Source organism: Piscinibacter defluvii, from assembly GCF_004011805.1.
Lineage (GTDB): Bacteria > Pseudomonadota > Gammaproteobacteria > Burkholderiales > Burkholderiaceae_C > Piscinibacter > Piscinibacter defluvii.
In genome coordinates this window covers 1-8,520 of the sequence record NZ_RCHJ01000050.1, presented here as the reverse complement: position 1 = coordinate 8,520, position 8,520 = coordinate 1, and the positions used below count along the sequence as shown (strand labels likewise).

6 protein-coding genes are annotated in these 8,520 nt (G+C 61.8%); all 6 read right to left on the bottom strand.

From position 1 onward, the window contains the following. Positions 1 to 334 precede the first annotated feature (334 nt). Genes D9C15_RS32130 through D9C15_RS32105 form a run of 6 tightly spaced genes read right to left on the bottom strand, consistent with a single transcriptional unit; the run spans position 335 to position 7,880 of the window. Positions 335 to 1,564 carry a pyridoxal-dependent decarboxylase, exosortase A system-associated gene (locus D9C15_RS32130; RefSeq protein WP_128003535.1) on the bottom strand — a complete coding sequence of 410 codons (1,230 nt, stop codon included), beginning with the start codon at positions 1,562 to 1,564 and terminating at the stop codon, positions 335 to 337. Continuing rightward, positions 1,561 to 3,150, bottom strand: coding sequence for an acyl-CoA ligase (AMP-forming), exosortase A system-associated (locus tag D9C15_RS32125; protein ID WP_128003534.1), 1,590 nt, complete (start codon positions 3,148 to 3,150; stop codon positions 1,561 to 1,563). Before D9C15_RS32125 ends, D9C15_RS32130 begins: the two co-directional genes overlap by 4 nt. Further along, on the bottom strand, positions 3,150 to 4,325 hold the full coding sequence (locus D9C15_RS32120) for a GNAT family N-acetyltransferase (protein ID WP_164886953.1): 1,176 nt from the start codon (positions 4,323 to 4,325) through the stop codon (positions 3,150 to 3,152). The genes D9C15_RS32125 and D9C15_RS32120 overlap by 1 nt, the downstream gene beginning before the upstream one ends. Continuing rightward, positions 4,309 to 5,577, bottom strand: a complete 1,269-nt coding sequence (locus D9C15_RS32115; protein ID WP_128003532.1) for a DegT/DnrJ/EryC1/StrS family aminotransferase — start codon at positions 5,575 to 5,577, stop codon at positions 4,309 to 4,311. Before D9C15_RS32115 ends, D9C15_RS32120 begins: the two co-directional genes overlap by 17 nt. After that, positions 5,567 to 6,658, bottom strand: coding sequence for a GNAT family N-acetyltransferase (locus tag D9C15_RS32110; protein WP_164886952.1), 1,092 nt, complete (start codon positions 6,656 to 6,658; stop codon positions 5,567 to 5,569). The genes D9C15_RS32115 and D9C15_RS32110 overlap by 11 nt, the downstream gene beginning before the upstream one ends. A 4-nt stretch (positions 6,659 to 6,662) precedes the next feature. Then, on the bottom strand, positions 6,663 to 7,880 hold the full coding sequence (locus D9C15_RS32105; RefSeq protein ID WP_164886951.1) for a glycosyltransferase: 1,218 nt from the start codon (positions 7,878 to 7,880) through the stop codon (positions 6,663 to 6,665). Between the last annotated feature and the right edge of the window lie 640 nt (positions 7,881 to 8,520).

Here is an 8,520-nt window from a genome sequence, read left to right as displayed (position 1 = left end):
GCTTCCTCTACGTGCCGCAGCTCAAGGGTGTTGCCTATATCCCGACCTACTCCGGCAACATCTGGTTCATTAGAACCAACTGACGCTGGCCAACGGCAACGGCGACGCTACGGATACGGGCGAGGTGCCGAGCCCGCTGACGCCGGTCTTCCCGGCCAGGCATAGGGGCCGCGTGGATGCTGCGATCTTGCCGCCGATGAGTGTATGTAAGCGCGTTGCACTGTTGCACAGCGCCTTCGACCCACCGGAGGCGCTGCGCCGCGAGGTCGCGAGATCTGCAGCAAAGTGGTCAAGCGCCGTCTCTTGCCCTCTTGCCGGTGACCCAGCGCCGGCATCAAACGAGTACCTGAATCGCATCCGGGTGACTAAGGAAACGAGTCGGGCTGGAACTGTGCCCGTAAGCGCCTGATTGATAGACGACGACAAGGTCGCCAGGTTGCGCGACGGCAAGCTCCATCCGGTCAGCCAGTAGGTCAAGTGGCGTGCATAGCGGACCAACCACTGATGCGATCTCTCGCTGAACATCGCCCATACGATTGCCGATTTCGACCGGATAGTTCTTCCGAATGACCTGTCCGAAGTTCCCCGAGGCCGACAAGTGGTGATGCAAGCCACCATCGATGACGAGGAACACCTCTCCGCGAGAGACCTTGCGATCAAGCACTCGAGCGACGTAGACGCCGGCCTCTCCTACGAGGAAACGCCCAAGTTCGAGCACGAGCTCCACATGGGGCAATGCAGCTGCGGCATCAACAACGAGACCCCGCAAGTGTTCGCCGATGGGCGCGAGGTCGATCGCTTGTTCTCCCGGAAAATATGGAATGCCGAAGCCTCCGCCGAGGTTCACCGTGCGCACTGGAGACGGTGCGTTCTGTGCCAAGCGTATGGCCAGAGCAAGCGCCTTTGTCTGTGCCTCGGTGATGGCCTCGACGCGCAGGTTCTGAGAACCGGAGAAGATGTGGAAACCCTCGAATCCGAGACCCAGTTGTGCGCACTCTGCTAGCGCATCGGGCACTGCTTCGGCATCGATTCCAAACTGTTTGGCCCCCCCCCCCATCCTCATTCCGGAGGACTTCAGCTCGAAGTCCGGGTTCACGCGGATCGCGACGCGAGGTGTGAGGCCAAGTCGGGAACCGACTTCCGCCAGCAATCGCAGTTCCCGTCGAGACTCGACATTTACGAGAATGCCGGCTGCTACAGATTGCATGAGTTCGACCTCAGACTTGCCAGGGCCAGCAAAGCTTATCTGGCGCGGGTCCGTGCCGGTGTCGAGCGCGACGAGCAGTTCTCCTCCGGATGCCACGTCCAAGCCATCCACCAACCCGGCCATGAAGCCCACGACTGCAGGCATCGGGTTGGCCTTCATCGCATAGTGGAGGCTGAGCGTCGTTGGCAGAAGTGCACGAAGTTCTGCCATGCGAGCCACAAGCAAGCTGCGATCGTAGGCGTAGAACGGTGTCCGACCAACCCGCGCTGCAAGCCTCGACAAGCGAATGCCGCCGACCGAGATCTCGCCGTCCACAACCGCGTAGCGCGTCGCCGCGCTGTGCCGGGAGTAGCTCATCGCTCCGCGTCCTTGAGATGCTGCGACGACAGCAGCTTGCGATCGATCTTTCCGTTGGCGTTGCGGGGCAAGGGCGCCTGGCGCACCTCAATGCTGGCCGGCACCATATAGGTCGGCATACGAGCACGGCACCACGCATTGACTTGCTGCGTGTCGAGCATGGAACCATTGCGAGGCGCTACGACCAGAAAAACGGCTTGCCCTAGAACGTTATGGGGCACGCCGAACGCCGCGCATTCGCCCACAAGGTGCATCCCGTAGACGATCTCCTCCACCTCGCTCGGGCTGATGCGGTAGCCGGATGATTTGATCATCTCGTCCTGCCTGCCAATGAAGTAAAGGAATCCATCGGCATCGCGGCGTACCGTGTCGCCTGAGAAGACAGCGATCTCCGGTAACACCAAGCCGCCACTGCGTCCCGGCAACGGCCTGAACCGCTCCGAGGTCGTTTGTGGATCGTTCCAGTAGCCTTGCGCCACGAGCGCGCCGCGTTGCACGAGTTCACCGGGTTCGTCGGCCTCGCATGGCGTCCCGTCCGGGCGCAACACCAGGATCTCGCTGTTCGGAATTGCCTTGCCGATCGAGTCTGGCCGACGGTCGATCTCTTCAGGCGGCAAGTAAGTTGCACGGAAGGCTTCGGTCAACCCATACATCAAGTAGGGCTTCGCCTGTGGCGCGAGCGCGCGCAACTGCTTCAGCGTCTCAAGCGGCATGCGACCACCTGTATTCGCAAAGTAGCGCAGTCGCTCTCTCATCGCGTCCGGCCAGTTTACCTGCGTCAGTTGAATCCACAGTGGCGGCACGCCGGTGAGGCCGGTCACTTGATGCGAGACTGCCGCCTTCACGACGTCGTTGGGCAGCAAATAGTTCAACAGCACGACGCTCGCACCGGAGTGAAAAGCCGTGGTGAGTTGGCTGAATCCGGCGTCGAATGAGAGCGGCAAGGCCGCCAGAAGTACGTCCGATGCGACGTTCTCGAGATAGGATGCGACGCTTTTCGCGCCGGCCACCATGTTCCTGTGCGAGAGCACCACGCCCTTTGGCTTACCCGTACTCCCTGACGTATAGAGGATTCCTGCGACGTCGACATCGATCACCCGATGGGTTTGTCTCCCTGGGGACTGCATCGCGTCTGCCCAGCGCAGGACCGACGGCCCGCCGGCCGGAAGATTGTTCGGCGGCTCGCCGAGGACAATCACGTGTACAAGCGCCTTGCAGCCCGCAAGTATCAATGCCAACGTCTGTAGGCGTTCCGCACTTGTGACCAACACCCGCACTCCGCAGTCGGCGAGAATGTAGGCGACTTGCTCGGACTTCAGCAGTGGATTGATCGGCACGAACACCGCCCCAGCTGCAGGGGCACCGAACGAGGCGACGACCATCTCGATGCGCTTGTCCAGATAGATTCCCACACGGTCGCCGCGGCTCATGCCAAGGGCCATCAACGTGGATGCGAAAGCGCGAATATCCGCGGCCAGCATGCCGTAGTTGTGACTGCCCGCGTCGTCAATCAGCGCCGCCGCGCTTGGCGACGCCTCTGCCATGCGAAGAGGAAGGTCGTGTAGGAGATGGGCTTCTGTTGTCATCAGTTGGTCCTCGGTGGCGAACCACCTTCGTCTTGAGACATCGGAACCGGCGTTGCGCGCTGGCGGCTCCCAAGAAGTGCCCAAGCCTCCTTGGTGATTCGCTTTGCGCGGTGAATCGCGTAGCCTGCAAAACCACAGGGGCCTTGACCAAAAACCCAGGCATCGCGGACCGTGTACAGGGCGGTCTGGTCGGACCAGCGCAACTTGTGAGTTTCGGGCCTGCCCATGAAATCGTAGGTACGGACGCCCCTGAGCCGCAATCGATCCAGCAGTTCGGAGTTCAGCACCTGTCCGGGGCTCAGTCCTTCGTACTCGGTTGTCTGGCTGTGCTTGAGGCAGCAGAAGACGCTGCCCTGCACAAGCCCGAAGTTGAAGGCAACCGGCTGTCCATTGAGTCGGCCGATCAACCCGTAAAGCAGCCCTGAACGCGCCGCAAGGGGGAACAGTGTGCGATAGAACCTCTCTTGGTCAGGTCTGCACGTTATCGCGGTGCCGGCTTCGTGTTTCCACGAGCTGCGCTCAATCTTCAGGATCGCTTCGATTGCGTCCTCGGTCCCGCCCGCGTCGGAAAGTTCGACATACTCCAGTCCGCCGAGCCTGTGCAGCTTGTTTGTCGCCGTTCTCAAGGTTTGCCGAAGACTCTTGGACATTCCGGCAGCGAAGTCTTCCGGGCGCGCACACAGCGGGAAGTAGGGCGAGGGCATTCGCTCGCTATCGTCCAGCAGGCGATAGCTCGTTCCCGCGCAAGCTTGGCTGAGCAGGCGTTCGGTTTGACTGCCTTCGACGAGCGATAAACGCAGGCTTCTCCAGGCGCCGAATGCCTGGCGCAAACCATCCAGGAGCGCAACGACCATCGAGGGATTTGGGTCGCGGAGAAGCAGGCCGTTCCGGCCGCCATACAGCATCGTGGGAGTGAACAGGCGAACGCAGCGTTTCGCTCCAGCATGGCGAGCCACCGGCAGCATTGCCACGACATTGTCCCCGTCGAGGACAACGACCACTCGCGAAGTGCTTGCGGCCGGCATGGCCAAGGTCAAAGCCTCGAACCAGGCGAACGACGATGTACCGTCGTGACCCTTGACCGTCTCGCAGTCGGTACGGACGAGCTGGTCCCATGCGCGCCGCAGTCGTTCGCGGTCCGTCTTTGCGTCCAGTACGTCAACCCGAAAGTTCATGAGAATGCCGATGCGGGAGATCGATACGAATCGTCTGCACGGCTTGCTCGATATCTTTGACCGCGAGATCCTGGTGTACCGAAAGGCACAGGATGTTGCTGGCGAGAAATCTGGCATCCGCAAGCGTGCGCTTGTCGCCGAGGTCGTACAGCGTCGAGTGAAGGTATATGCCGAACGTGTGAAGTTGAACGCCCGCTGCCCTGAGGCGAAAGTCAAACTTTGCTCGATCGGGCAGAAGGACCGGGTAGACCCAGGGGCAGGACTGCTGCGGGAGGTCGCGTTGCAGCGACACCATCCCGCCCATCGACTCCGCGGCAGCGGCGTACGTAGCGTGGTTGGCACGGCGCTTGGCGATGATCACCTCAAGATCGGACGATTCGATGATGCGCAGGGCATGCCGAGGTATCGCGCTGCACGCCAGCGCGGGATCAATGGGATAGTAGTCCTCTCCGCGCATCGGATCAGGCAAGCAAGTTGCGTCTGCTCCAGCGGTGGGGTCCTTCTGGGCCAACGAGCGTAGACGATCCAACAGGCTAAGGCCGAACCGAAGCGTGCGGTGTTCCGCGAATTCGACCGACTCCTCGAGTAGCCGCTTGTAGTTGCGCAGACGAGCTCCGAGTGGTGCCTGGACTAAAGGCATCTCGGTGATCGCCCCCCGGCGCGGCGGCGCACGCCAGAGCCCTCCCCCCACGCCGCTTGGTACTGTCTTCCAAAAGCTGAAGATGCGGTAGTCGCTCGCCTCGTCGCCAGCCAGTCTGACTGGGTGAGCAACGAATGCGTGGGAGCAGTCTTCTACGAGCGCCAAGCCCTTTTGGCGGAGCGGGATCAGTGGTTTCAGATCCGGAGCGACTCCAAAAAAGTGGATGATGAGTATTGCAGCGACGTCGGCGTTCGCCTTGGAGATGAGGTCCTCGTAGTCGACCGAAAGATCGCGTCTGATGTGGTAATAGACGGGCTTGAGACCCGCTAGCAGAACCGGGGAAACCACGGAAGGACAGTGAAATCCAGGCACCAGCACCTTGGCCCCTGGTCTGGTGCTGGCAATCTCAGTGAAGGCAATCAGCAGCGCGCCGCGCGCCTGAAACGTCAGTTGCAGTCCCGGAGTTCGAAGTACACGCCGTGCCAGGACGTTGCGCTGAGGCAAGACCAGCGAACGCAGTGGCGCGACGGGGTGCGGTTTCGCGCAGAGTGTCGGGCTAGGCCGCATCGGTACTGCGCCGGCGACAGAACTCGGCTCGCCTTCAGCGGTCAAGTGCTGCTCCGGCAACGTTGACCGAAGCGACCGGCCTGCCGCCGATCGAACTGCGGCGCTGTGAAATCCATTCGCGAAATCCAGCTGTCAGGCCGCGCCAGCGCCTCAGGTTGAATGCGAGCAAGTTGTACCGCTCGCGCCGCGCCAACATCCACTTTGCCTTGTAGCCGTCGTCGCCGGACAGGAAGTCGACTTCGCGAACCCGGTCCACGTCGATAACCCGTTCTAGTAGCGCGCAAGTGAGCATCGAGCCCACGGAAAGCTTTGCAAATCGCTCGTCGTATGCGACCTTGTAGATAAGCGCGCGACCGTTCACGACAAACCAGACCTGTGCCGCTGCTGGCTCGCCGCCCACACGCAGCACGCCCAGTCGCAACCAGCCGCGATCTGCGGCCAGATGCATGAGCCCGGGCATGAACGACGGAAACGGTTCGGGGACCTTCCAACTGGCTGCATAGATCTGCTCGTATGCACGAATTTGCTCGTGCAGTTCGCTGGGCGTCTGCGCGATGACGATTGAGCCTGTCGCCTTCCGCAGGAACGCCTGACGGCGCTTCTCCGAGGTGGACGGAAAGCTCGATGGCAATTCCTGCAAGTAGCGGGCGTAGCTCGTGCCGCTTGTTTCGGCATACCAGTTGAAAAAGGCGTGCGTCCAGAACGTCCAGAATCCCCCGTTGCGAAGGCCCGCTTCGAGGGCATCGGAAAACTCAGCGGAGCGGTCGAGGGGGCCGATGCGCAATCCGTCGAACTTTCCACCGGCGCGCGCCAAGGCATCGACGAGGTCATTCAGCGCAGCGCTGCCAGGGGGCGAAGTCGCGATTGGACCGTACCCGCACGAGTAGTAGTTCACCATGCTCTCAAGCAGCCTCGGGTGCGGAACGGCGTCGCCGCGACTGAGCTTTAGTGCCAAGGCCAATGGACCGTTGTTCGAGAAGCCTTGCAGTTGCAGGAACTTCGGTACCTCGTCTGGCCGCATCGCAGTGGCAGCGAAGTGCTCGAACCAAGCGCCAGCGCAGAAGAGATCATCCGACCCAGCTGAACTCGCCCACGTGGGGAACCTGTCCTCCAGACGTACTTTCACGGGCTTACGAGGCGTGGGCGCGCGGTGCCACAAAGCTATCCAATAATTGTGCCAATTCGACGGCTCGGTGGCCTCGTTCGAACCTTGTCGCGCGCTCCTGGGTGAGTACCTTGGCATGACCTGACTCGATCTCCAGCAAGAAGCCCGCAAGAGCCGCGCCGATAGCCTCTGGATCATCGATGGGAGCAAGCGTGCCGACTCCCTCGGTCCGAAGCAGCGCTGCGGTGCTACCTAGGGCGTCGACTAGCGCGAAGATCGGACGGCGTGCTCGCAAGTACTCGTATACCTTTGCCGGGATGGCCGGGTTCGACGCATGCCCCTGGAAGACAAGCAGAGCGTCCGCGGTCAGCATCTCGCCGAGCGCATCGCGATATGGCACCGGTGGAGCCAATTCCACGCAGTCCTCCAAGCGCAGGCGTGCGAGGTCAGGACGGTACTCCGCATCGAAGCCGGTTGCACGCAGGACCACCCGCAGCCTCTTCTGCCACCATGGCTGCGCGTCGATGAGCGCGCGCAGAGCCCTGAAGAATGCTCGCGGGTCACGGTCATGGCCCGGATAAAGTATGCCGCTATGGACGAGAGTCAGCCGCCCGGGCGCCGCCCCGCCATCCTCGCCTCGTGCTGTAGCAAACGCGGCTTCGCTGTAGCCGTTGGCGATTACGTGGATCCGTTCGGTCGGGTAGGCTGAATATCTTCTGGCAAAGATGGCGGCCGCGGCGTCGGTGCAGAAGACCACTCCCGCGGCGCGACTGGCAACGAGCGACTCGACCCAAAGCCTCGAAGCGCGCAGGCGTGCGTCAGTTGGGTAGCTTGTGCCCGTCCGTTCGTCGCGTTCGACCATCGGATCGCGAAAGTCAGCGATCCAGGGCAGCCGTGTCAACCTTGATAGGAGATATCCGACAAGGTGCGCCGTCGCAATCGGGTAGGTCGACCAGATGACGAGAGGTCGATGACGTCGCACCATGCGCCATCCTGCCGGCACTGCACCAATCAGCCAGGAGATCCATCGGTCCGGCAGTGCCGCGAACCTCGGATAACGGCCCAGGAAGCTCAGATGCCGCGCAGCGTCCAGCGCGAAGGCGCGCTGGACAGCCACGCTTTGAGGGATGTCGCCGACCCGTTCGTCGGAAACTGCCTCGTACGCGCGCGGGTCAGCCGTGAGCACGAGGGGTCGCCATCCCAAGCGGGGCAGATGCTGGCAGAAGCCGATCGCCCGCTCCAAGCCACTGCTTCCCTTCAGCGGGGGAAAGTGAAATGCCAGCAGAAGTACTGATCGATCGGAAGGCCGGATCACGGGTCGGTTGGGAGCAGCGTGAAGGGGTGCAATGTTGCCGTCCGAAGAACTCGGTCGAAACCCCGTGTTCGTAGGTTCCTCTCGTCGCCCCTGTGCCTGCGTGACCGGGCCGGTCTACGCGTGCGGCCCACGCTAGCGAACTCGCGCTGGGCGGGCTTGAAGTGTAGAGGCGACGATATACTGATGCCGGCTTCGCTGCAACCGACGAGTTCGGCTAGCCCGTGAGATTAGTGCGACCTGTGCAATGTTGCCGGGCGCCGACATGTTGAGTCGACTCGCGAGGACATATGCCGAAAGGGCTCAGAGTACTTGTCTCAACGGCCACCTTGACGGCGATAGGTTGTGCGCTTGTGACATTCTGCACGGTCGCGCATGGTCAAGGAAACATTCGGGGCCTTCCGGGGATTCAGGCGTTTGACCCTCGAGAGATTCGCCTGCTCCCCCCCTTTTGCATCAACACGGACACCTTCCGTGACCGTATCCCCGGCGGTCGAAACTCGACTCTGATTGAGCCTCTCCTGAAGTTTGAGTGGGTAGCCTACGCCCCGGAAGCATCAAGCCGGGGGTG